Origin of the sequence: Rhizobium sp. NLR8a (assembly GCF_019685235.1) — a bacterium.
GTDB lineage: Bacteria > Pseudomonadota > Alphaproteobacteria > Rhizobiales > Rhizobiaceae > Rhizobium.
In genome coordinates, this window is sequence record NZ_JABDWI010000004.1 from 334,110 (window position 1) to 355,132 (window position 21,023).

The window sequence follows — 21,023 nt, forward strand, 5'->3', positions numbered from 1 at the left end:
CCGATCTATGCAACGCACTCTATCGCCACATGCCGCGCATGCGGGCGCCGACGTCGATGCGCACCTGCCGCGCTTGCGCCTGGGCGGCGGCTTCCGATTTCACCTGCGGCCAGCTGCAGGCCTCGAAGAACTGCAGCAGCGTCGCGGGAATGAAACGGCTGCGCGCGGCATAGACGTGCCGATCGCCTTGGGCGTTCTGCCCATAGGTGAAGAAGCGTTGCGGCACGACAAGGTCGAGACCGTCCCGGGCGCGCGTCATCGCCACATAGAGCAGCCGGCGTTCCTCCTCGATTTCGGCGCTGGCGCCGACGGCAAGATCGCTCGGAATACAGCCGTCGACGACGTTCAGCATGAACACCCTCGTCCACTCCTGGCCCTTGGCCGAATGGATGGTCGAGAGGACGAGATAATCCTCGTCGAGCAGCGGCACGCCGGCCTGGTCGCTGGTCGCATCCGGCGGATCGAGGGTGAGCTCGGTGAGGAAGCGCTCGCGCGAGGCATAGCCGCCGGCAATCTGCTCGAGCTGCAGGAGATCGGCCTGCCGCGTCGCCGCGTCCTCATGCAGCCGTTCCAGATGCGGCGCGTACCATTGCCGCGCCAGCCCGATTTCAGCCGGCCAGCCGGCCTTGCCGGATTTCAGCTCCTGCAGCATCGAAACGAAGGCGGTCCAGTCCTCGCCGGAGCGCGGCGGCGCCGGCATGGCGGCCAGCGCCGACAGCGGGCTTGCATCCTCGGCCATCAGATCGAGCGCCTTCTGCGCCGTCGACGGTCCGACGCCTGGCAGGATCTGCATCAGCCGGAAGCCCGCCACCCGGTCGCGCGGATTTTGCGCAAAGCGAAGGGCGGCCAGCATGTCCTTCACATGCGCGCTGTCGAGAAACTTCAAGCCGCCGAACTTGACGAAGGGAATATTGCGCCGGGTCAGCTCAACCTCCAGCGGCCCGCTGTGATGGGCGGCGCGGAAGAGCACGGCCTGCTGCTTGAGCTTCAAGCCTTCTTCGCGATTGTCGAGCACCTTTTCGGCGATATAACGCGCCTGCTCGGCCTCGTCGCGCACCGAAACGAGGCGCGGCCGTTCCGCCGATTGCCGCTCGGTCCAGAGATTCTTGGTGAAGCGCTCCGAGGCGAGATCGATGACGGCATTGGCCGCGGCCAGGATCGGCTGCGTCGAGCGGTAATTGCGATCGAGCGTGACGATATTGGCGGCCGGGCTGAAGGCGGCGGGAAAATCGAGGATATTGCGAACCGTCGCCGCACGGAAGGAATAGATCGACTGCGCGTCATCGCCGACGACGGTCAGCCCCTGGCCCTCAGGCTTCAGCGCCAGAAGGATCGAGGCCTGCAGCCTGTTGGTGTCCTGATATTCGTCGACGAGCACATGGTCGAAGCGGCTGCCGATATCCTCGGCAATCACGTTCTCGCCGACCATCTGCGCCCAGTAGAGCAGGAGATCGTCGTAATCGAGCACGTTCTGAGCCTGCTTCGCCTCGACATAACAGGCAAAGAGTTCGCGAAGTTGTTGCTCCCACGCTGCGCACCAGGGAAAGGCGTCGCGCAGCACCTGATCGAGCGCCGTCTCCGAATTCACTGCCCGGGAATAGATGGCGAGGCAGGTCCCCTTGGCCGGAAAGCGGCTTTCCGTTTTGGAGAAGCCGAGATCGTGCCGGATGAGGTTCATCAGATCGGCGCTGTCTTCGCGGTCGTGAATGGTGAAATCGGCATCGAGGCCGATCTGCTGGGCGTAATCGCGCAGCAGCCGCGCGCCGATGCCGTGGAATGTGCCGGACCAGTTGAGCGCATCGGCCATGATGCCGGCATTCGAACCCAGCACATCACGGCAGATGCGCTCGACGCGCCGCGCCATCTCGGCGGCTGCCCGACGCGAGAAGGTCATCAGCAGGATGCGGCGCGGATCGGCGCCCTTGACGATCAGATGGGCGACGCGATGCGCCAGCGTATTCGTCTTGCCGGAGCCGGCGCCGGCAATGACCAGCAGCGGCCCGGCAATATGGCTGCCGTCAGTGAGCGTGCCGTGCTCGACGGCCATGCGCTGCTGCGGATTGAGCTTTTCGAGATACATCCAGCCGTCCGGTCGGGCTCCCGCAGAATCACTCCGGGAAGATTAGATGTTCCTTGAATGTTCGCGATTTTAGCCGCTGTCAAGCGGTTCGAGACCTTAATCGGGGAAATCCGGGCCGATCACGCGCCGCACCAGTTTCAGGCTGCGGTCGGGCTGGAGGATATAGGTTTCCTCCACGCGCTGGCCCGTCTCGTTGTAGAATTGATGATGGACGGCGCTGCCGATCGGCGACTTGGTGAGCTTGGTTCGCGGCTGGCCGCCATAGGTGATGCTGCCGGGGATGGGTTCGAGCGCGGCCGTATCGGCCGAGGAGCAGCCGGCCAGCAATGCCCCTGCAAACAAGGCGGGCAGAAACCCTTTCATCATCGTCGTCCTTCTCAGCTGATATGGAACGCGCAGCCTCTTTCGCCAAGAGCTGCTGCCCGTCACGTTCTCGAATGTTTCGTGCGCCGGCGCAGCGATGTCGACGGGGGCCGAGATCGCGGAAAGCATCGCCGGCTGAGGCTATGTTGCAGCGCCTGCTGCGGCGCTGAGGGAACCAAAGCACTCTCCAGGTGTTGAAATGCCGGACCCGAAACGCTGGAGACCATCATGCAGACGCTTCTTCGCCTCTGGGCGTCCACCTTGATCATCGGCTGCGGCGTCTTTGTCGGCTCAGCCTATGCCTCGCTCGAGACGGGCATGGATTATTCCGCCTTGCCGAAGGATCAGATCGCCCTCAACGAATATACCGGCAGTGTCGCTTGTGAGCCGGCAGAGCCGCACTACCTGCCGTCCTTCATCCGCGCGGCCGACGGCACGATCATCGGTGTGGGATATATCGAGATGGAGAATGAGGCCGGTGCGGATTGCTGAAGCCGATCCGCTCGAACGAGGCTCGCCTGCGTTTCCGGATGACGAGCCTCTGACCGTCATCATGACGGCTGGATGTTTTCTATCGAAACAGCTGGCTCAGGCGCAACGCCCTTTGCGCCAAAACCCGGCACCTGCTCGATGCAGGGTTAAGTGAAAATTAAACAATGTATCGTTCCGGCACGGTTTGCTGACCAAACCGGAAACGGCCGGACGTCTGCTGCATCAATGCAGCTTCAGCTTCGCCTCTTCGGCGGCCGCCAGGAACTCGGCTCTAGCCTCCTCCATGCTTTTGCGACCGTCCAACGCAGCCCGGCAGGTGCTGCGGGCCTTGATGTAACGAAGCCCGCGCGAACTCGGCCAGAGATCTGCCAGGCATTTCAAGGCATCGAACGGCCCGTTGACCGTTCGCGCATCGGCTCCCTCGAAACCGACCGTGACCGGGCTGTTCCATCGTTCAGTTGCCATCGATTCTCCTCCACGATTGTCGACAGAAACAGGGTGCAGCGCCTCCCATTCTCAGGACGGACGCCGCTATGATAGGCATTCTAGCGCGATTTTTGCCGTCAACAATGGTGAATCGTTCGTTGCTGATGAGGCGAAATGCCAGCTTGGGTGAGGCGGATCGCCGGGGGTGCGCACGCCAGGGGAATGTTGAGCAGTCGCAGATAAGTTTTATGGAACTTGCGCGCTGGAGCCGCTAGGCACGGGGAGAGGTCGCGGCTTGGTCTCTTCGCCCCGTTCATGGGGAGAAGGTGGCGGCGGCCGGATCAGGGGTAGCCGGGCGCGTGAGAAATGATGTCCGGGAGAAAACTGGTGCTGCCGAGTGGGATTGAACCACCGACCTCACCCTTACCAAGGGTGTGCTCTACCACTGAGCTACGGCAGCATTACCAGATCCGCATGGAGCCGGGCGGCTCAATTGCAGGAACGGGGCGGCTATTGCCACAGCTTGACGACAAGCGCAAGCCGCAAAATCCAACTTCGCGTGGATAGAGATGCAAGGGCCTTTTGGATCGGTGCGAATTCGGCTAATTCTGTTGACATGAACGACAAGACCGAAACCGGCCAGAAGAGCCGTAAAGAGGCGATCGAGGCACAGGCGAAACTGCGCCGCGAGCGCGCCGCCGAAAAGCTCAGGGAAAATCTCTCGAGACGCAAACAGCAGGTGCGTGCCCGCCGTTGCGGCCAGGCCGACGAAACAAACGGGCTGCCCGCCGCAAAAATGGACGAATCGTAATGTTCCGTCCCGGACGAATTGAAGCCTCTGCATAAATCCCCTAAACACCTCACTCCTTCTTTCAAGGCAGAACTTTCAGGAAGTAAGCGCACATGGATCGTATCAGAATTGTCGGCGGTAATGAGCTGAATGGCATCATTCCGATTTCCGGCGCCAAGAATGCCGCACTGCCGCTCATGATCGCCTCGCTTCTGACCAGTGACACGCTGACGCTGGAAAACGTGCCGCATCTGGCAGACGTCGAGCTTCTGATGCGCATTCTCGGCAATCACGGCGTCGACGTCGCCGTCAACGGCCGCCGCGAGCGCCAGGAGGATTCCTACGCCCGCACGATCCACTTCACCTGCCGCACCATCGTCGATACCACCGCTTCTTACGAACTGGTCTCCAAGATGCGCGCCTCCTTCTGGGTCATCGGGCCACTCTTGGCGCGTGAGGGCCATTGCCGCGTGTCGTTGCCGGGCGGCTGCGCCATCGGCACGCGCCCCGTCGATCTTTTCATCGACGGCCTGACGGCGCTTGGCGCGACGATGGAGATCGATGCCGGTTATATCAACGCCAGGGCGCCGGATGGCGGCCTGATCGGCGCGCGTTACACCTTCCCGAAAGTCTCCGTCGGCGCCACCCATGTGTTGATGATGGCCGCGACCCTTGCCCGCGGCACGACTGTCATCGGCAACGCCGCCCGCGAACCTGAAGTCGCCGACCTCGCCAACTGCCTGAACGCCATGGGCGCCAAGATATCAGGCGCCGGCACCTCGACCATTACCATCGAAGGCGTCACCTCGCTCTCGGGCGCCCGTCATCGCGTCCTGCCGGACCGCATCGAGACCGGCACCTACGCCATGGCCGTCGCCATGGCCGGCGGTGACGTCGTGCTCGAAAATACCGATGTGTCGCTGCTCGAAACCGCACTGGAAACCCTGCGCCGGGCCGGCGCTGATATCTCGGCGACCAATAACGGCATGCGCGTCAGGCGCAACGGCGCCGGCATCAAGCCGGTCGATATCGTCACCGATCCTTTCCCGGGCTTCCCCACCGATCTGCAGGCACAGTTCATGGCGCTGATGACCCGCTCCTCCGGCATCTCGCATGTCACCGAGACCATCTTCGAAAACCGCTTCATGCACGTGCAGGAGCTTGCCCGACTCGGCGCCAGGATTTCGCTCTCCGGCCAGACCGCGAAGATCGAAGGTGTCCAGCGCCTGCGCGGCGCGCCCGTCATGGCGACCGATTTGCGCGCCTCCGTCTCGCTCGTCATCGCCGGCCTCGCCGCCGAGGGTGAAACCACGGTCTCCCGTGTCTACCACCTCGACCGCGGCTTCGAGCGGCTCGAAGCGAAGCTGACCCGCTGCGGCGCCGTCGTCGAGCGCATCAGCGAGTAAGAGAGACCTTCATTCCGGTTGCGTAATCGGTCGCAGCATCTTATTTGCCTTGTCTGACGCATCGCCATTCCGGCGATGCCTGTTAAATAGCAAGAGCATGATGTCGTCCGAAAATCGCTCGCACTTTCGGCATCCTGCTCTGGGGATTGAGCCTGAATGACCGACCTGAAGCTTGTTGCGCTTGATGACGAGGACCTCGCGATCATTTCTGCGCATATGCAGGATAGCGTCTTCAAGGTCGGCGATATCGACTGGTCGCCGCGCGGCGCCCAGTTCGCGCTTGCCGCCAATCGCTTCGTCTGGGAAAGTGCCGCGCGCAAGCGCAGAGGTTTCGAGCGCCGCCGTGCCGTTCTGGCCTTCAAGCGCGTGCTTGCCGTCCGTTCGCTCGGCGTCGATCGCGGCAATCGTGATCAGGTATTGTCGCTGCTGGCGCTGCGTTTCGACAGGAAGGGCGAGGGGCCGGATGGCACGATCGAGCTGGCGCTGTCGGGCACTGCCTCGATTGCGCTCGACGTCGAATGCATTGAGGTCCAGATGGCCGATATCGGCGGCGCATGGCAGGCGGCTTCCAAACCCCGCCACCCCTGAATGGCTTGACGCCTGAAGTTTGAACATCGCGGTTCGAGTTGAGAAGGAATATAGGTCTTGGCAATCTGGCTGGATCAGGCACTGGAAGGTTTCGAGCAGCATTTTGCCGCCTTTCTGACGACGAAGCGCGAAGTGTCCGAGGATGTGAATGCCGTCGCCCGCTCTATCATCGATAATGTCAGGGCGCGCGGCGATGTGGCGCTGGCCGAATATTCGCTGAAATTCGACGGCATCGATTTTGCCGTGGTACCGATGCGCGTGACGGCGGAGGAGATCGACGCGGCGATCGAGGCGGTGCCCGCCGAAGTGCTGGGTGCGCTGAAGCTCGCGGCGCTGCGCATCGAAAGCCATCATCGCCGGCAGCTGCCGAAGGACGATATCTACGAGGACGATCTCGGCGTCCGTCTCGGCTCGCGCTGGACGGCAATCGAGGCGGTCGGGCTCTATGTTCCGGGCGGCACCGCGAGTTACCCGAGCTCGGTGCTGATGAATGCCGTCCCGGCCAAGGTCGCCGGCGTCGATCGCGTCGTCATCGCCGTTCCTGCCACCGGCGGCGCCGTCAATCCGGCGGTGCTCGCCGCCGCCAGGCTGGCCGGCGTGACCGAGATCTATCGCGTCGGCGGCGCCCAGGCGATCGCCGCTCTCGCCTACGGCACCGAGACGATCGCTCCTGTCGCCAAGATCACCGGTCCCGGCAACGCCTATGTCGCCGCCGCCAAGCGCCACGTCTTCGGCACCGTCGGCATCGATATGATCGCCGGCCCCTCCGAGGTGCTGGTGATTGCCGACAAAGACAACAATCCTGATTGGATCGCCGCCGATCTTTTGGCGCAGGCCGAGCACGATGTCAGCGCCCAGGCGATCCTCATCACCGACGATGCCGAATTCGGCAAGGCGGTGGAGCAGGCGGTCGAACGCCAGCTGAAGACGCTGAACCGCGCCGACACGGCAGCGGCAAGCTGGCGCGATTTCGGCGCCGTCATCCTGGTTGCCGATCTGAAGCAGGCCATCCCGCTTGCCAATCGCATCGCTGCCGAGCATCTGGAGCTTGCCGTTGCCGATCCCGACCGGCTGCTCGACGGCATCCGCAATGCCGGCGCTATCTTCATTGGCGCTCATACGCCTGAGGTTATCGGCGATTATGTCGGCGGCTCGAACCATGTGCTGCCGACGGCGCGTTCGGCGCGCTTTTCCTCCGGCCTGTCTGTGCTCGATTTCGTCAAGCGTACCTCGATCCTGCGCCTGGGGCCGGGTGAGTTGCGCACCCTCGGCCCGGCGGCGATCGCGCTTGCGGTCTCCGAAGGCCTCGATGCCCATGCGCGGTCGGTCGCGATCCGCCTCAACCTCGATTAGGTGTGAGGGGATGGCGGCGGGCGATTTCCGGCTTTGCGACGTCGTCCTCGACGATACGATCGGCCGTTCGACGCCCGATGTCGAACATGAGCGTGCCGTCGCCATCTTCGATCTGATCGAGGAGAACAGGTTCGAGCCGCTCGGCCATGCCGGCGGTCCCTACCGGCTGAACATCTCGCTGATGGATTCGAAGCTGGTGTTCGCCATCAAGACCGAAGAAGGCGGCGATGTTGCCACCCATATCCTGTCGCTCACCCCCTTCCGGCGGATCGTCAAGGATTACTTCATGATCTGCGAAAGCTATTACGAAGCGATCCGATCGGCCACGCCAAGCCGCATCGAAGCGATCGACATGGGCCGGCGTGGCATCCACAACGAAGGCTCGCAGACGCTGAAAGACCGGCTGGCCGGCAAGATCGAGGTCGATTTCGACACCGCCCGGCGCCTTTTCACGCTGGTCTGTGTGCTCTACTGGCGCGGATGACGGCGATGGAGCTTGCCGCCGACGTCGAGGACGCAAAGAGGCCGGGCGCCATTCTTTTCATGTGCGGGCTGAACGCCATCCGCTCGCCGATGGCCGAAGCGATCGCCCGTAGCATTCTGCCTGCCAATACCTATATAAGGTCCGCCGGCGTTCGCGCCGGCGAGCGCGATCCTTTCGTCGATGTCGTGCTCGAGGAAATCGGGCTGTCCCTCGGGCGCCGCCAGCCGCAGACGCTTGATGAACTCGAGGACGATTATTTCGATCTGATCATCACGCTGTCGCCGCAGGCCCATCACGCCGCACTCGAGCTGACGCGGTCGAACGCGATCGACGTCGTCTACTGGCCGACCATGGATCCGACGGTCGTCAGCGGCACGAGGGAGCAGATACTGCACAGCTATCGCGAGGTCCGCGATCACCTGGCCGGCCTCATCGAAAGCCGGTTGCTCAAACGAAATGGCATCGCCGCGCAATCGGCATGAAAACAAATAAAGGAAAGCCTGATCAACAAGGTTCACAAACCTGCCTTGATTGTGTAGTTTCCGCCCAAATTTAAAGGCGCGCGTTGCGCTGCCTCTGCAACCCACAGGAAGAAAACCACTATATGCCGAAAGAAGAAGTCCTCGAATTCCCGGGAATCGTCACCGAACTTCTGCCGAATGCGACGTTCCGCGTGAAGCTTGAAAACGAACACGAGATCATCGCCCATACCGCCGGCCGCATGCGCAAGAACCGCATCCGCGTTCTCGCCGGCGACAAGGTGCTGGTGGAGATGACGCCCTACGATCTGACGAAGGGCCGCATCACCTACCGTTTCAAGTAAGTCTGCCCGCTCCCGTCCGCCGATGGTCGAGGTTTCATGGCGCTGAAATACAAGCTCATTCTGGCCTCGGGCTCGCCCCGTCGCGTCGACCTCCTCAACCAGGCCGGCATCGAGCCTTCGCGCCTGATGCCGATGGATATCGACGAGACGCCGAAGAAGTCGGAGCATCCGCGTTCGCTCGCCCGAAGGCTATCGGCCGAGAAGGCCGAGGCCGCACTTGCCGCCATCAAGGGCGATATCACCTGGAAGGGCAGCTATATCCTCTCCGCCGATACGGTGGTCGCCGTCGGCCGGCGCATTCTCGGCAAGGCTGAATTCGCCGACGAGGCGCTGAGCTCGCTACATCTCTTGTCGGGACGCAACCATCTCGTCTATACCGGCATTTGCCTGGTGACGCCCGATCGCAAGATCCGCCAGAAGATCGTCGAGACCAAGGTGCGCTTCAAGCGGTTGTCCGGTTTCGAGATCGAGAATTATCTCGCCTCCGGCCAGTGGCGCGGCAAGGCTGGCGCTTACGGCATCCAGGGCATTGCCGGCACTTTCGTGCAGAAGATGGTGGGTTCCTACACCAATGTCGTCGGCCTGCCGCTCTATGAAACCATTCTGCTTCTGACCGGCGAGGGCTTCGATGTGCATAGCCGGTGGCCTGAGGGCTGACCGACGGCCGATGCTTAAAGCGCGTCACGATCTTTCAGATCCGCGCGTCGCGCTTTAAGGCTTTTTTCTCGCATGTCGTTGTTGCAACACCGCTGACACTGTTGCGCGCCATGCTCTAGGACGGACCGATCATGCCCGAAGACAAGAAAGCCGCCGCCAAGGTCGAACCGCTGCGCAAGACGCGCCCTTGCCCGGAATGCGGCAAACCATCGAACCGCGAACATTACCCCTTCTGCTCCAACCGCTGCCGCGAGGTCGATCTCTCCCGCTGGCTGACCGGCTCCTACGCCATTCCGGTGGCCGACGACGAAACGAAGGCCGATTACCCGGATGAGGAAAACTAGGAGATTTCCTCCCCGAAGCTCTTATTTTTCCACATGAATCCGCAAAATTGGCAAGACCGTCAAAAAAGAGTCATTTGACGCTTGCCATGGCCGAACAAGATGCTATAACCCCGCTCGCTTCCGGGGCGAACCAAGGCCCCGCAGTTCTTTTCATCAAGAACACCCTCGCGAAGCAGGTTGGCCCAGGTAGCTCAGTTGGTAGAGCAGCGGATTGAAAATCCGCGTGTCGGTGGTTCGATTCCGCCCCTGGGCACCATTCAGTCTTCGGCCCATTCTAAAAAACAGCCTCCATGCGTGGTTAATTTGATCTGCCCACCCGCTTCCCGTCGCCTTTCGGTCAGCACCTGATCGTTCGCGACCTGTGTAATCTTCGCTATCCAGTGCAAGGTGGTTCCGAGATCGGTGTTGATCGCCGACAGCCGGCGCGCCTCAAAGCGTCTGCGTGGTCGAGAATTCACGAGGTCGACTGTTCACGCGACCAATCCTGCGATGCGTGGAACAAGCCACAACATCGCCGCGGTTCCGATAATGTAGGCGCCGACCTGGCGGGCTTGTGCGGGTTGGACGGTCACCAGTGCTCCTGCCAATCCGAGCAAGACCGAAGCCGCGGCCACGAAGATCAGTTGTCCCGCCTCGACGCCCAGGTTGAAGGTTAGCAGGCTCAGCGGCACGTCGGATTGTGGCAATCCCATTTCCATCAGGGCGCCGGCAAAGCCGAAGCCATGCAGCAGACCGAATACGAAGGCTACCACCCATGGAAGCCTTTCGGAAAGCCGTGTCTCACCTGGCTTCATTCTAACAAGTTCGCTCGCAACGAAAGCGATGCTGAGAGCAATTGTCGCTTCGACCGGCTTCTGCGGCAGACTGAAATAGCCGAGCGAGGCCCCAGCCAAGGTGATGCTATGGGCAATCGTGAAGGCGGTGATGGTCTTGATCAGCATCCCGCGCTCTCGAATGAGCAGCAGAAGGGCGAGAACGAAGAGCAAATGATCGAGACCGGAAAGGATGTGTTCGACTCCCAGCAAGAAATAGATTCGAGCGATGTCGAGGCTGCTCTTTGCACCTGCCACGGCGAAAGAGGGTGCAGCCGGCATGAGGCGCACGACCTCTGTGTCGCCGTTTTGATATGCGATGCGAACGAGCGCTTCCGTCATGGTCGACCTGAGTCCATCGATGGTGATCTCGCCGCCTTTCAGTCCGCCTGCACAGATGACCGTCCAGCGCTGGAGATAGGCGCTGCCGCCGATCGATCTTGCTCGGTCTGTTTTTTCGACGCATGGCTTCGGCAGTATTGCATTGAGACTGAGGCGCATGTTGCCCTGCGCCGGCACCTTCCAGATGACCGCGAACTCGTCGCGTGCCGTTTCGCGCAGGTCGAGATAGGCAGGCCTGATTTCGTGAGCAATACCTGAGGTGGCCAGGAACAGCGGGACAAGCACCGCCAGCAATGCGCCGAACCGCATCATCGGCCGGCTTCCGCACTGACAGGGAATTCGATGCTTACCATATAGTGCTTGAGCAACTCGGCAAATCGCCCGTCTTCCAAGGCCCGCCGCTTGGCGTTCGTCCATTCCCGCGCAACGGCATCCCGCACCTCGTCGAGCGCTGGCACTCGGCCGGGCATGCGTCTGGACACCCGGACCAGATGGAGCCCGAAACTGCTGGCGATGGGGCCTGTCCATTGATCCAGGGGGGCCTTGTCGAGTTTCTCGGGGAATTCGACGCCGAAGGTTTGCCCGATCGCCGTCTTGCTCGAAAGCGGTAGGTCGGAAGGAAGCAGCGTCGGGTCGCCCAATAGGCTAGGATCCGCGGCGGGATTGGCCTGCAGCGCTTCGAGGATGGAGGCTGCGTCCCGAGCGGTGCTGTCGCCGTGCCGCTGCGGGTTGAGATATACTTGCTGGAAGGCAAGCATCGGATCAATCTCGAACGTGGCTGCGTTGATCTGCAGATAGGCTTGGAGGTCTGCGTCGGTCGGCGTCAGAACGTCGGCGGCGGCGTCGACGAATTCCATTTTCTGACGCAAACGGCGGCGAACGACCGTGTCGTCTCTGTCGAGCCCGAGCGCCAGCGCCTCGCGCACCAGGACTTCTTCTTTCACATAGTCGTCGATCAGGCCCTTCAATTCCTCCGAGGTCGGCGGCCGCTGCCAGGTCTTGGTGAATAGAATGGCCATCTGCTCGATCTTCGGCGCCGTGACGACGATGCTGCCCGGCTTGTTTTGGATATCCGCGCCAATGAGCCGGTAACCGGCGAAGATCACCAATGCGAGCAGCAGGAAATGAACCAGCGGCTCCCTTAGCATGGATTTCAGCCAGATCGTTCCTGTTCGTTGGCTGGAGGGTGGAGCGGTCGGTCCGGCGGCCTGTTCAGCCGCGGTCATGGCGTATACCAGATCGGCGAGGTGTAGGCGCGCTCGGTCACCGTCATCCGCGTTCCCTCGAGCGGCTTCGTTCCGTACCGTTTGGCATCATAGGCAGTCCATCGCGGCGTCGGAATTTCGATGACGCGCCCGTAGTAAAAAGCCTTCTGCTTGGGATCGAAGCTGGGATCCTTCCAGATGGCGATCAGTTCCGGAGCGCCGATCGTATTGGTCCATGTCGCGTTTTCGACGTTCACGGTGCTGCCGACCGGCGGCAGCTTGCCGTCGGCGCCTGGTTTGCGGTCCCCGCTCCAGGCGACATCGTACACCTGCTCATGCGTCTCGCCCTTGTCGTCCAGCCAGCCCTTGACGATCTGGTAGCGGTCGAGATTGGCCCCGATCGGGTCCCGCAGCGCGGCGACGAGGAACGACGGTGCCTTTCCTTCCGGCGCTGCTCTGAGATCGCCACCCATGGGAACGCCCTTGGCGTAGCCGATTTCACCGGGGTTGCGGGTCTCGGCGTCGGCTTGTTCGAAATTCCAGCCGCCGAAGAAGCGTACGGCCATGCGCGATCCCGTTGTGGCATAGGTCTCCTTGCGTTGCATGGCGTCCCATATCGACTCGCGCGTATTTTCAACCGCCCAGACAGCCGCGTATCCCGACGCGCCGACTTCCCAGTCCATCACCGTGATGCCGGTCTTGTCGTCCTTGACAAAGGTTGCAGTCAGACGCTCGGGGCTCGGCTCCTGCGGCGTGGTCTTGCCGAAGAAATTTTCCTCCTCCATCGCCGAAAGGCCCGTGTGTGCATCGGAGCTGCCGACCAATCCGAACTTGTAAGGGTTCGTACCGAGCTCGGCTTCGAGTTTGAGGCCGTTCTTCAATGCAGACCGTGCATATTCGAACTCGAGCATAGCAGGCGTCTTGCGTTCGCTGGCATCGAGATTGCCGAAATCCCAGATCTCGAAATCAGCAAACTCATCGTTCGGCGACAGCAACGGGTGTGCCTCTCCGGTCCCCTTCGTCTGGGTCGTTTCGTAGAGGCGTTCCCACCTGGCGCGCTGCTCGACATAGGTCTTGTCGACCGGCTTGCCGGTGAAGGATTCGATCAGCGGGAACATGCGCCCATTGGAGAGATTGCCGTTGTGCGCAATCGCCAGCACGTTGCCGCCGGTCTTGTCCTCATAGGCCTGCATCCACTGCCATAGATCGCGCGGGTTGTCGCTGCCCAGTGGTTTCAGCGTGGTATAGGGTACGACCTGGGCGGCCTTGTCGGCATTGTCGCGGAAGATGACGTTGCGATGGAGGTTGTTACCTGCCGTATTGGACGTCCATTCATAGCCGATGAAAGCCGTGAACCGCCCCGGATCGTTATATTCCTCGGCAGCCTTTATCGTGTCCTGCCATGCGTTCTTGTAGGGACGCGTGTCCGGCCCATAGATCATGCTCTGTGGAAGCGTTCCCTTGCCGAAGCTGAAGATGATTTGAAGCGCCGCGGTAGCGCCCTGGCCTGACTTGATCATATCGTACCAGGTCTTCGCCTGCGGATCGGCGATCACTTCGGCCTTGCCGGCGAACAGATCGGGGAACATGCCCATGTTGTCGGAGTGATCGGCCACGACCAGAAAGTCGAGCGGCCGTGACAGCTTCGCAGGCTGGCCGCTTGAGGCCATGACCTCCTCGCCACGGGCGAAGCGGTAAGCGTCACGTGGCGTCAACCTCGCGCCGAACGCGCCGGCGTCGAAGGAGGCTCCCGTATGCAAATGCGTGTCGCCAAAAAGCGGGCGGGTCGGAAAATTTCGTCCCGCATAGGGCGAGTAGAGAGGTTTACTGGTGAATACCCGTCCAGCCGCCCCGCTGTCCAGAGTGCCGATATCGGTGGCCTGCTGAGCCACGGTCGGTAAAGCAGAACCGAGGCTTATCAGCCCGGCAATCAAGAGTTTCCCAGGTGTCCGTTTCATGGCTCTCCCCCTCCACTGTGCGAACATTACACTATCGAAGCGGCGCGCTCCTTGATTAGCATCAATGACCGGAGCCCCTGTCCCGGCGAAATCAGCCTTGATATCCTCTGAGGCCGGCCCTGGCGTGCCGACCGCATACATGCCGGTCGGCAGGGTGATGGAGGTCCGACTGGGCTCCCCTTACGGGCGTTCAGTCCTTCGTTGAAACTTGCTGGTGCGACTCTTGCGCCTCGGCTAATATGCAATGGTGAAGCGCGGCAAGGGGGAAATAAGAAGAGCAGATTTGCTTCAACAATAAAGGTCAATCCGGATGATACCGGTGATCACTGCAACCGTTGAAAGAAGGTTCTCGAAGTACTGGAGGGGGAAGATGAAACGTAGAACTGCGCTTACCACGGCGTTCATTGGGGGGTTTCTATTCAGCGCTGGCGCCATGGCCGCTGACATCAAATCGCCGCTGACGCCGGAAGCTCATCAAGCTGAAACCGAAACGGGATGGACATTCGCATTCGCGCCCTACTTCTGGGCGGCAGGATTATCCGGCGATGTCGCGCAATTCGGACTGCCGACTGTCGATGTCGACATGAGCTTCAGCGATATTTTTGACCATCTCGACTTCGGGGCCATGGCTATTGGCGAGGCCCGCTACGACCGCTACAGCATTTTCGGCGACATCATATACACCAAAATTTCCGGCTCAGCAGGTACGCCCAGAGGGTTCATTGCCTCCGACGTAGAAGTTTCGACGGAGACATTCGCAGGCTTGCTCGGCGTCGGCTACTCGGTCATCGATGACAACACCTCGCGACTTGATGTCGTCGGAGCGGCGAGGGTCTGGTCTGTCGACACCGATATTTCGTTCAGCGGTGGCGTTCTGGATGGGGTGACGCGAAGCGATGGCGAGACATGGGTGGACGCGATGGCCGGCTTTCGCGGAAACTACTCCATCACGCGCGAGATCTATCTGACCGGATGGGGCCTGATCGGCGCCGGCCAGGCCGACCTCGATTGGGACGTCGCTGCTGCGATCGGCTACCGTTTCGGCGAGACCGTTTCAGCAGTCGTCGGCTACCGTGCCCTGGGCGTCGATTTCAGCAATGACGGCTTCGTCTTCGATGTAGTGCAACAGGGCCCGATTCTGGGATTGGTCATGCATTTTTGACCTGGTTTCAGGCAGACTTTCGAGCCAATGTCGAGGGCTAAGCCCATGCCGAGCCCCGCGCGGAAGTCCATCGTAGCCTTCAGCGGGCGGAGTGGCTGGCGCTGCGCGCAAAAACGAAAATTTGACGAACCGGCCCGGCAACTTCAGAATCGCTTCACAACCACGCATCTACCCGATGCTCGCCAAAACTTCGGATATAACGGAGAATTTCGTAGCCTGCCACCGTCTGTAGTCGAGGACGAATTTTGCGGAAATCCAGCAATCTCCGGTCATTTGGGCAGCCTCCCACCCGAGTAGTCCTTGATTTTGCGCGGCCGCCAACAATCTGCCGGCATGACTGCGGGAAATGACATATTCGGCCGCCGTCAATCGTGCGGAGACATCGCCCACCCAGGTGCGTTCACCTACGACCGGCGCGAGTGGCACACGCGACATGAGGTCATGCAATATATTGCTTCCGGATTCGGACCTCACGAACAGCGCGATGCTTTCTGGCGGACTGTACCAATCCGGATTGTTAAACAGCCGGCGGGCGATACGCGGCTGAGCGCGATAGAGAATTGTCTCATCCGCCTCCGACCGGCTACAGCGGTCTCCCGCGTCCATGCCGTCCAGGGAACGAAGGTGCCCTTCGAACCATTGTCGGATCAAGGCTTCAGCATAGGCGCTTGCCTGTAACGGGTTGGCGCGCCGATCCGTCGTCGCCACGGGCTCGAATAGTTTGTAATAGGCCATCTCCTTCAGATGGGCGACCGCGGTGTTATGGCTGGCGACGTGATTCTCGACCAGAAACTTTGCAAGGTTGGAAGCGGTCAAAGGAGGACGGGACGGGTCGAGCTTCCGCTCAAAATGCAATGCCAATGCCGCCTGGCTGAGCAGCCACTTCTGCAGATCGGCAACGTAACGCACTATTCTGGGCGCACTGCGATGGATTGCCAGCAGCTCGGAGGCGGATTCGCGCAGAGCCGCGGCAAAGGCGGCGTCCGCCATGAGATCTTCAACACTGTAGCTGCGGCATCTGGTCTGCAGTGAGGCTGAACATAAAGATATCGACATTTTGAAACCGAAGTGCATGCGATGCTGGCGCGAGATAATAAAAACCGCGGATGGTCAAAAGTCACTGCGAGAGTCAGTAACTGGCAAGCTAATTGCCGGTCGAGTGCGCGGCACCGTCGACGGAAGCTGCAGCGTCTCTGGCCCCGCTGCGTCACGATCGCCGGTTGAATGTTGCGAGCATCGCCGCGCCGACCAGACCGGACAGCAGAGATCCCAGCAGGATGCCCATCTTCACATGGTCTTGGACGGTGGGGTCGTTGAATGCCAGCAACCCGATGAAGAGGCTCATGGTAAAGCCTATGCCGCAGAGGGCGGCCACGCCGATCATTTGCCCCCAGCTCGCCTTCGCGGGAAGGTCGGCCAGGCCGAGTTTGACGAGCAGAAAGACCGTGCTGAGAACGCCGGCCAGTTTTCCAAGTAGCAGGCCCGCCGCCACGCCGAGCGTCAATGGTTCTGTCAGCGTGGCTGCCGAGGCGCCGATGAAGGAGACGCCGGCATTGGCAAAGCCGAAGATCGGAACGACGATGAATGCGACTGGCCTGTGGAGGATGTGCTCGAGGTGGTGCAACGGCGACTGGTCGTGGCTTGCCTCGGGCGTACCAGGCGTCACCTTCAGCGGAATCGTCAGAGCGAGAAGAACGCCGGCCAGCGTCGCGTGGATGCCGGATGCGAAAACGAGCACCCACAGCACGGCGCCGAGCAGCAGATACGGCCAGAGCTTCAAAATCCTGGCGCGGTTCATGCCGTAGAGCGCCGCAAGCACTGCCGCAGCCCCTGCAAGCGCCAGGAGGTTGAGATCGTTCGTGTAGAACAGCGCAATGATCACGACCGCCCCCAAGTCATCGATGATCGCGAGTGCCGCCAGGAAGATCTTCAACGAGGCAGGCACCCGTGGGCCGAACAGCGAGATGACGCCGAGCGCGAATGCGATGTCCGTCGCGGTTGGGATCGCCCAGCCGCGCAGGGCGGCCGGGTTTTCCCAGTTGAACAGGATGTAGAAGAGGGCGGGGAAGAGCATGCCTCCCATTGCCGCCGCGCCCGGCAGGATGCGGCGGCTCCAGCTGGAGAGCTGGCCATCGAGCATTTCGCGCTTGATCTCGAGCCCGACGAGGAGAAAGAAAAGCGCCATCAGCGCGTCATTGATCCAGTGCAGCAGGCTGAGCGGCCCCAGATGGATGTGAAGCGCGTGGAAGTAAGCCTCTGCGAGTGGTGAGTTCGCCGTCACGATCGCCGCCAAGGCGACTGCCATCAGCACGAGACCGCCCGACGCTTCGCTGTCGAGGAACTGACGAAGGGTGGATCGGATGAGGCCTGGAGAGATTGGCGACGACACCGGTCAGCGCTCCCTTTGTTTTGGAAGGTTGATCTTCAGTCTCCGTCGATTTCGGGAAAGCCCGCGGCGCACGCAGCACACGCCATCCCCTGCAGGATAAAGGGGCCGCATCGCCATTTCCAGCGAAATCGACCCGATCCGGAAAGATCATGGAGAGGCGCAGGGTTCGTTGGACCTGCCATTCGCTTCATTTTCACTGAAACGAGTAACCAGCCGGCACCATCTGCGTTTCTATCGTGAAGGTGACGATGTCGCCGAGTTCGGGGATTGCGAAATCCAGCCCCCAATCGCTGCGACGGATGCTGCCGGTCGCCGAGAAGCCGATCTTCGGGACGCCCATCATCGGGTGCTCCGCCATTGAGCCGTTGAAGGTCACGTCGAGCGTTGCCGGGTGCGTCACGCCGCGCACGGTCAGGAGGCCTTCGACGGTGCCGGTCTTCTCGCCCGTCACGTGGATCGTCCTGGAAACGAAGGTGATCGGCTTGGCTGCAAGGAAGTTCTCGTCTCCGCCGATCTCCGCATCGAAGTTGACCTTCTCAGGCCAGGGATAGTCGGTGCGGACCGAAAGCGGATCGATCGTGACCGAAAGCGTGGAGGTTTCCGGCTTTTGCGGCTTCCAGTCGAGCCGCGCATCGACTCCGGTAAAGCGGGCCGTGTAGTGGGACAGGCCGGAATGGTCGAAGGACCAATTGAAACTCGAATGCGAAGGATCGGTCTTGTAGGCACCGCCCGGTGCAGGATCGGCGGCGGCGGCAGAGGTGAAGGCCGTGCTCAAGGCCAGAGCAAGGGTGCATGCGGTTGTACGAAGCATTGATAGTTCCTCGGATGTGAAATGATGTGGCTGTCGGCTCAGGCCGCCTTGTCGCGGTGGATCGTCTGGAGGCGCTCCCAGACGCGGCCGGGCTGGGGGATGTCGAGATCGAATACTGCCTGGAATGTGTCGCCGAGATGGCTCGCGCTCGTAATGCGCTCCTCGCTGAGGCTGTTCGCCGTCACACGGCGCAGACGGTCGTTCTGGAGGGCGACGTAGCCGTCCGCCGTGTGCCGCAACACCGCGAGCGCCTGGGTGAACGGCGAGCCGGGATCTTGCATCAGCCAGCCTTGTGTTGCGGCCATCGCGGCTTCGTCGCTGTGGTCGAGCCGGAAATCGAAGCTTTTCGCGATGCCGAGCACCTGATTATTGAAGCGCAGCCAGCTCCCGTCGGCCGGCATGATGGAGAAGTCAAAGCCGCGTTGGCTGATCGGCCCGGCCACAAGCGGCACCGGCTCGATGATGGCGTCGGCTACGCCGACCTCGGCGAGATAGGAACGGTCGAGGTCGACCCGCAGCGTCAGATGATTGCCGATGGCGATGTCGCCGAGCTTTTCGCGATCGACGGCGCCGCAAAGGCGGGTCACACGGAAACCCAGGGCTGCAAGCGCGGCGCCGAAGAGGCCGTTCATCTCATAACACCAGCCGCCGCGCCGCCCCTCGACCATCTTGGCGAATGCCGCAGCCGGGGTGATCTGGGAAGGCCATCCCATGAAGGCGTCCAGTGCCTCCCATGTAAAGCTCATGAGATGGGCGCGGTGCAACTGCGACAAGCTGTCGATGTCGAGGCGCGACGGCCGCTCGACTCCGATCCGGGCCAGATAGGCATCTATCTGTTGGGCTGTCAGGGGCATTGCGTTTTCATTTGAACGTGCATGTGTCATCGTTCGGTCTCCTTTCATTGGACCGTTGCTCAGGTCCGGCGGTGCGACTCCGTTGGTTCAGGCGACCTTGCGGCCGTCCTCAGGTGGGAAGGTCAGCCCGAAACTTTTGGCGACCGAGGCGACCTGCTCAGGTGTTTCGGGCTTGCAGAGTTCTACGATCGAAAAGAAACTTTCGAACCCGCCCGGTGTGACCACGACCATGAGGCGGCCCTCCGTTTTCCCCACATTGCGGAAACGGTGTGGCACACCACGCGGCAATGCGATGCAGCCGCCTTCCGCAAGTTCGACATAATCTCCGGCGCACCAGAAGCCGAAGCGCCCGGCAAGCACGCGGAAGAACTCGTCCTCGCGCTCGTGTACGTGCAGCGGCGGTCCTTCGCCGGCCGGCACGAAAGCTTCGAACATGCCGAGCGAACCGCCAGTATTGGCCGCCATTATGCGGATGACATGCTTGCCGAACGCCATTGCCGGCGTCCCACGCCCGGACGGCGAGACCGCAGCTTGGGTGAATGTCATCATGTCGGGTCTCCTTTGCTTGAGTACGCCCCACCGATTACTTTGCGCCCTCTCCTATGATAAGAGGGATTAACTGACATCATTGTATGGATAATTGTACTCATGAAAACGCTTGATCCGCTTGACGGGATTGCCGCATTCCTAACGGTTTCCACGCATCTGAGCTTCACGAAGGCGGCCGAGGAACTGAGCATGGCGCGGGCGACGGTCGGCGCCCAGGTCAGGCAGCTCGAGGATCGCCTTGGCATCCGCCTCTTTCAAAGATCGACGCGCAAGATCGTCCTGACGGAGGCCGGGGCAGCCTACAGGGAAGCGCTTTCGGGAATTCTGCCGCAGATAAGAGAGGCCGAACGGGCCGCAATCTCGTTTCAGAAGGAAGCTGTCGGGCGATTGCGGGTGTCGGCGCCACCCGACCTCGGGCAGCTCGTGATCGTGCCGGCAGTTTCGGAGTTCCTCAAACTCAATACGGCTGTGTCTATCGAACTCGACCTGTCACATCGGCCCGTGAACTTGGTCGAGGATGGCTTCGACCTTGCAATTCGAGGCCGCCTTGAGGTCGATATCAATCTCATCACCCGACAACTGGCGACATCGTCAATCGTAATTTCCGCTTCACCGGCCTATATTGCCGAACACGGGGCACCAATGACGCCGCACGACCTCGCTCACCACGCCTGCCTCCACTTCGCCGAACTAAGATGGGGGCGGATTTGGCCGTTCAGCAGGGACGGTGAGGAGTTTCGCATCCCCATCGTACCCCGCCTGGAACTTAATCACAGTCTTGGTCTGCGCGACGCCGCCGTGCTCGGACTCGGCATTGTCCTTCTGCCCGACTTTATCGTCGGGGAAGACCTCAGGCAGGGCCGGTTGGTCCGTCTTCTCCCCGATTGGGATATCAGTACGATACAGTTGCAAGCGGTCTATCCGGCCAATCGCCATATCGCGGTAAAGGTCCGACGCTTCGTCTCGTTCCTGGCAGGCAAACTGCGACTATAGACGAGGTCCCAATCACCTATGGCATACAGCCTATCGAGACGCTGCTGAGCCCGTTCCCTGTCTCGAAGTATGCGGCTACTCCACCGGAATTTCGACCCCGATCGCGCCGATCATTCATCACCGCGGCGACGAACGAGCTTTA

23 protein-coding genes and 2 tRNA genes are annotated in these 21,023 nt (G+C 61.3%); 13 read left to right on the forward strand and 12 right to left on the reverse strand.

The features are described from left to right. Positions 1–19: 19 nt before the first annotated feature. Both HJC04_RS09825 and HJC04_RS09830 read right to left on the reverse strand, forming a co-directional pair. Positions 20–2,080: an ATP-dependent helicase gene (locus HJC04_RS09825; protein ID WP_221122737.1), complete on the reverse strand. Its 2,061-nt coding sequence runs from the start codon at positions 2,078–2,080 to the stop codon at positions 20–22. A gap of 96 nt (positions 2,081–2,176) precedes the next feature. Then, positions 2,177–2,443, reverse strand: coding sequence for a hypothetical protein (locus HJC04_RS09830; RefSeq protein WP_210629282.1), 267 nt, complete (start codon positions 2,441–2,443; stop codon positions 2,177–2,179). Between the two features lie 228 nt (positions 2,444–2,671). Between HJC04_RS09830 and HJC04_RS09835 the strand changes: the two genes are divergently transcribed. Further along, positions 2,672–2,935 carry a hypothetical protein gene (locus HJC04_RS09835; RefSeq protein ID WP_210629281.1) on the forward strand — a complete coding sequence of 88 codons (264 nt, stop codon included), beginning with the start codon at positions 2,672–2,674 and terminating at the stop codon, positions 2,933–2,935. Between the two features lie 222 nt (positions 2,936–3,157). Here the strand turns inward: HJC04_RS09835 and HJC04_RS09840 are convergent, their stop codons facing one another. Then, positions 3,158–3,400 (reverse strand): DUF982 domain-containing protein, encoded by a 243-nt coding sequence (locus HJC04_RS09840; protein WP_210629280.1) that lies wholly within the window; start codon positions 3,398–3,400, stop codon positions 3,158–3,160. Positions 3,401–3,746: 346 nt separating this feature from the next. Then, positions 3,747–3,821, reverse strand: a tRNA-Thr gene (locus tag HJC04_RS09845). 156 nt (positions 3,822–3,977) lie between these two features. Between HJC04_RS09845 and HJC04_RS09850 the strand changes: the two genes are divergently transcribed. From HJC04_RS09850 to HJC04_RS09895, 10 genes are all read left to right on the forward strand, one after another. Further along, positions 3,978–4,172: a hypothetical protein gene (locus HJC04_RS09850; RefSeq protein ID WP_221146028.1), complete on the forward strand. Its 195-nt coding sequence runs from the start codon at positions 3,978–3,980 to the stop codon at positions 4,170–4,172. Positions 4,173–4,264: 92 nt separating this feature from the next. Continuing rightward, positions 4,265–5,557 (forward strand): UDP-N-acetylglucosamine 1-carboxyvinyltransferase, encoded by a 1,293-nt coding sequence (murA, locus tag HJC04_RS09855; RefSeq protein ID WP_210629279.1) that lies wholly within the window; start codon positions 4,265–4,267, stop codon positions 5,555–5,557. Between the two features lie 156 nt (positions 5,558–5,713). Next, positions 5,714–6,145 (forward strand): DUF2948 family protein, encoded by a 432-nt coding sequence (locus HJC04_RS09860; protein ID WP_210629278.1) that lies wholly within the window; start codon positions 5,714–5,716, stop codon positions 6,143–6,145. A gap of 57 nt (positions 6,146–6,202) precedes the next feature. Further along, the gene (hisD, locus tag HJC04_RS09865; RefSeq protein ID WP_221122738.1) at positions 6,203–7,498 is read left to right on the forward strand and encodes a histidinol dehydrogenase; all 1,296 of its coding nucleotides are present in this window, start codon (positions 6,203–6,205) and stop codon (positions 7,496–7,498) included. A gap of 10 nt (positions 7,499–7,508) precedes the next feature. Continuing rightward, positions 7,509–7,982, forward strand: a complete 474-nt coding sequence (locus HJC04_RS09870; protein ID WP_210629276.1) for a UPF0262 family protein — start codon at positions 7,509–7,511, stop codon at positions 7,980–7,982. Continuing rightward, complete coding sequence (locus HJC04_RS09875; RefSeq protein ID WP_210629275.1) at positions 7,979–8,464, forward strand: low molecular weight phosphatase family protein; 486 nt, start codon at positions 7,979–7,981, stop codon at positions 8,462–8,464. Before HJC04_RS09870 ends, HJC04_RS09875 begins: the two co-directional genes overlap by 4 nt. A gap of 122 nt (positions 8,465–8,586) precedes the next feature. Then, positions 8,587–8,805: a translation initiation factor IF-1 gene (gene infA / locus HJC04_RS09880; RefSeq protein WP_003545338.1), complete on the forward strand. Its 219-nt coding sequence runs from the start codon at positions 8,587–8,589 to the stop codon at positions 8,803–8,805. A gap of 36 nt (positions 8,806–8,841) precedes the next feature. Then, complete coding sequence (locus tag HJC04_RS09885) at positions 8,842–9,462, forward strand: Maf-like protein (RefSeq protein WP_210629274.1); 621 nt, start codon at positions 8,842–8,844, stop codon at positions 9,460–9,462. A gap of 131 nt (positions 9,463–9,593) precedes the next feature. Further along, positions 9,594–9,806 (forward strand): DNA gyrase inhibitor YacG, encoded by a 213-nt coding sequence (gene yacG / locus HJC04_RS09890; protein ID WP_064800614.1) that lies wholly within the window; start codon positions 9,594–9,596, stop codon positions 9,804–9,806. 180 nt (positions 9,807–9,986) lie between these two features. Continuing rightward, a tRNA-Phe gene (locus tag HJC04_RS09895) sits at positions 9,987–10,062 on the forward strand. A gap of 214 nt (positions 10,063–10,276) precedes the next feature. On the opposite strand, the gene HJC04_RS09900 is transcribed toward HJC04_RS09895, so the two are convergent. The 3 genes from HJC04_RS09900 to HJC04_RS09910 are packed head-to-tail and all read right to left on the reverse strand — an operon-like array spanning position 10,277 to position 14,123. Next, a complete protein-coding gene (locus HJC04_RS09900) occupies positions 10,277–11,272 on the reverse strand; it encodes a HupE/UreJ family protein (protein WP_221146030.1) in 996 nt (331 codons plus the stop codon). Beyond that, on the reverse strand, positions 11,269–12,186 hold the full coding sequence (locus tag HJC04_RS09905; protein ID WP_259668835.1) for a peptidylprolyl isomerase: 918 nt from the start codon (positions 12,184–12,186) through the stop codon (positions 11,269–11,271). Before HJC04_RS09905 ends, HJC04_RS09900 begins: the two co-directional genes overlap by 4 nt. Next, positions 12,183–14,123 carry a DUF3604 domain-containing protein gene (locus tag HJC04_RS09910; RefSeq protein ID WP_221122739.1) on the reverse strand — a complete coding sequence of 647 codons (1,941 nt, stop codon included), beginning with the start codon at positions 14,121–14,123 and terminating at the stop codon, positions 12,183–12,185. The genes HJC04_RS09905 and HJC04_RS09910 overlap by 4 nt, the downstream gene beginning before the upstream one ends. 433 nt (positions 14,124–14,556) lie before the next feature. On the opposite strand from HJC04_RS09910, the gene HJC04_RS09915 reads away from it, so the two are divergent. Next, on the forward strand, positions 14,557–15,285 hold the full coding sequence (locus HJC04_RS09915; protein WP_259668836.1) for a hypothetical protein: 729 nt from the start codon (positions 14,557–14,559) through the stop codon (positions 15,283–15,285). A gap of 168 nt (positions 15,286–15,453) precedes the next feature. Here HJC04_RS09915 and HJC04_RS09920 read toward each other — a convergent pair whose 3' ends face one another. The 5 genes from HJC04_RS09920 to HJC04_RS09940 form a co-directional block, all read right to left on the reverse strand. Then, a complete protein-coding gene (locus tag HJC04_RS09920; protein ID WP_221145949.1) occupies positions 15,454–16,275 on the reverse strand; it encodes a hypothetical protein in 822 nt (273 codons plus the stop codon). Positions 16,276–16,492: 217 nt separating this feature from the next. Beyond that, complete coding sequence (gene nhaA / locus HJC04_RS09925) at positions 16,493–17,674, reverse strand: Na+/H+ antiporter NhaA (protein ID WP_221122740.1); 1,182 nt, start codon at positions 17,672–17,674, stop codon at positions 16,493–16,495. Between the two features lie 193 nt (positions 17,675–17,867). Continuing rightward, positions 17,868–18,485: a YceI family protein gene (locus HJC04_RS09930; protein ID WP_221145951.1), complete on the reverse strand. Its 618-nt coding sequence runs from the start codon at positions 18,483–18,485 to the stop codon at positions 17,868–17,870. 38 nt (positions 18,486–18,523) lie between these two features. Then, entirely contained in the window at positions 18,524–19,339 is an 816-nt protein-coding gene (locus HJC04_RS09935; RefSeq protein ID WP_247241686.1) for an arylamine N-acetyltransferase, read from the reverse strand. Positions 19,340–19,426: 87 nt separating this feature from the next. Further along, complete coding sequence (locus HJC04_RS09940) at positions 19,427–19,888, reverse strand: cupin domain-containing protein (RefSeq protein ID WP_210629267.1); 462 nt, start codon at positions 19,886–19,888, stop codon at positions 19,427–19,429. A 99-nt stretch (positions 19,889–19,987) separates the two neighbouring features. Here HJC04_RS09940 and HJC04_RS09945 point away from each other — a divergent pair, with 99 nt between their 5' ends. Beyond that, positions 19,988–20,881, forward strand: a complete 894-nt coding sequence (locus HJC04_RS09945) for a LysR family transcriptional regulator (RefSeq protein ID WP_210629266.1) — start codon at positions 19,988–19,990, stop codon at positions 20,879–20,881. The last annotated feature ends 142 nt before the right edge of the window (positions 20,882–21,023 follow it).

Excerpts from the sequence above, each read along its gene's own strand:
- HJC04_RS09825 (WP_221122737.1), bottom strand. The coding sequence starts at position 2,080 with ATGTATCTCGAAAAGCTCAATCCGCAGCAGCGCATGGCCGTCGAGCAC.
- HJC04_RS09830 (WP_210629282.1), bottom strand. The coding sequence starts at position 2,443 with ATGAAAGGGTTTCTGCCCGCCTTGTTTGCAGGGGCATTGCTGGCCGGC.
- HJC04_RS09835 (WP_210629281.1), top strand. The coding sequence starts at position 2,672 with ATGCAGACGCTTCTTCGCCTCTGGGCGTCCACCTTGATCATCGGCTGC.
- HJC04_RS09840 (WP_210629280.1), bottom strand. The coding sequence starts at position 3,400 with ATGGCAACTGAACGATGGAACAGCCCGGTCACGGTCGGTTTCGAGGGA.
- HJC04_RS09850 (WP_221146028.1), top strand. The coding sequence starts at position 3,978 with ATGAACGACAAGACCGAAACCGGCCAGAAGAGCCGTAAAGAGGCGATC.
- murA (WP_210629279.1), top strand. The coding sequence starts at position 4,265 with ATGGATCGTATCAGAATTGTCGGCGGTAATGAGCTGAATGGCATCATT.
- HJC04_RS09860 (WP_210629278.1), top strand. The coding sequence starts at position 5,714 with ATGACCGACCTGAAGCTTGTTGCGCTTGATGACGAGGACCTCGCGATC.
- HJC04_RS09870 (WP_210629276.1), top strand. The coding sequence starts at position 7,509 with ATGGCGGCGGGCGATTTCCGGCTTTGCGACGTCGTCCTCGACGATACG.
- HJC04_RS09875 (WP_210629275.1), top strand. The coding sequence starts at position 7,979 with ATGACGGCGATGGAGCTTGCCGCCGACGTCGAGGACGCAAAGAGGCCG.
- infA (WP_003545338.1), top strand. The coding sequence starts at position 8,587 with ATGCCGAAAGAAGAAGTCCTCGAATTCCCGGGAATCGTCACCGAACTT.
- HJC04_RS09885 (WP_210629274.1), top strand. The coding sequence starts at position 8,842 with ATGGCGCTGAAATACAAGCTCATTCTGGCCTCGGGCTCGCCCCGTCGC.
- yacG (WP_064800614.1), top strand. The coding sequence starts at position 9,594 with ATGCCCGAAGACAAGAAAGCCGCCGCCAAGGTCGAACCGCTGCGCAAG.
- HJC04_RS09900 (WP_221146030.1), bottom strand. The coding sequence starts at position 11,272 with ATGATGCGGTTCGGCGCATTGCTGGCGGTGCTTGTCCCGCTGTTCCTG.
- HJC04_RS09905 (WP_259668835.1), bottom strand. The coding sequence starts at position 12,186 with ATGACCGCGGCTGAACAGGCCGCCGGACCGACCGCTCCACCCTCCAGC.
- HJC04_RS09910 (WP_221122739.1), bottom strand. The coding sequence starts at position 14,123 with ATGAAACGGACACCTGGGAAACTCTTGATTGCCGGGCTGATAAGCCTC.
- HJC04_RS09915 (WP_259668836.1), top strand. The coding sequence starts at position 14,557 with ATGGCCGCTGACATCAAATCGCCGCTGACGCCGGAAGCTCATCAAGCT.
- HJC04_RS09920 (WP_221145949.1), bottom strand. The coding sequence starts at position 16,275 with ATGGCGGACGCCGCCTTTGCCGCGGCTCTGCGCGAATCCGCCTCCGAG.
- HJC04_RS09930 (WP_221145951.1), bottom strand. The coding sequence starts at position 18,485 with ATGCTTCGTACAACCGCATGCACCCTTGCTCTGGCCTTGAGCACGGCC.
- HJC04_RS09935 (WP_247241686.1), bottom strand. The coding sequence starts at position 19,339 with ATGCCCCTGACAGCCCAACAGATAGATGCCTATCTGGCCCGGATCGGA.
- HJC04_RS09940 (WP_210629267.1), bottom strand. The coding sequence starts at position 19,888 with ATGATGACATTCACCCAAGCTGCGGTCTCGCCGTCCGGGCGTGGGACG.
- HJC04_RS09945 (WP_210629266.1), top strand. The coding sequence starts at position 19,988 with ATGAAAACGCTTGATCCGCTTGACGGGATTGCCGCATTCCTAACGGTT.